Source organism: Paenibacillus oenotherae (assembly GCF_019443105.1).
Classification (GTDB): Bacteria; Bacillota; Bacilli; order Paenibacillales; family Paenibacillaceae; genus Paenibacillus_Z; species Paenibacillus_Z oenotherae.
On the sequence record NZ_JAHZIJ010000103.1, the window covers coordinates 1 to 246 of the forward strand.

The window sequence follows — 246 nt, forward strand, 5'->3', positions numbered from 1 at the left end:
TTCGACGCGTCGGTGTGGGAGGTGTTCCCGTATTTGATCGCGGGAGCGAGCGTGTGCATCGTGCCGGAAGAGATCCGTCTGGAAATGAAGGAACTGACCGAATTTTACCGGAAGCGCGAGATTACGATCGCGTGGCTGCCGCCGCAAATGTACGAGCAGCTGCTGGAGGAGGAAGCGCCCTCGAAGCTGAGACTGCTGCTGACGGGAGCGGACAAGGTGAAAGGGTACAAGCCGGTGCCGTACGAA

The 246-nt window shown here is 59.3% G+C and carries 1 protein-coding gene; it reads left to right on the plus strand.

The genetic code is table 11. The annotated features are described in order from the left end of the window. On the plus strand, positions 1-246 hold a 246-nt coding region (locus K0T92_RS24765; RefSeq protein WP_219875289.1), incomplete at both ends, for an AMP-binding protein.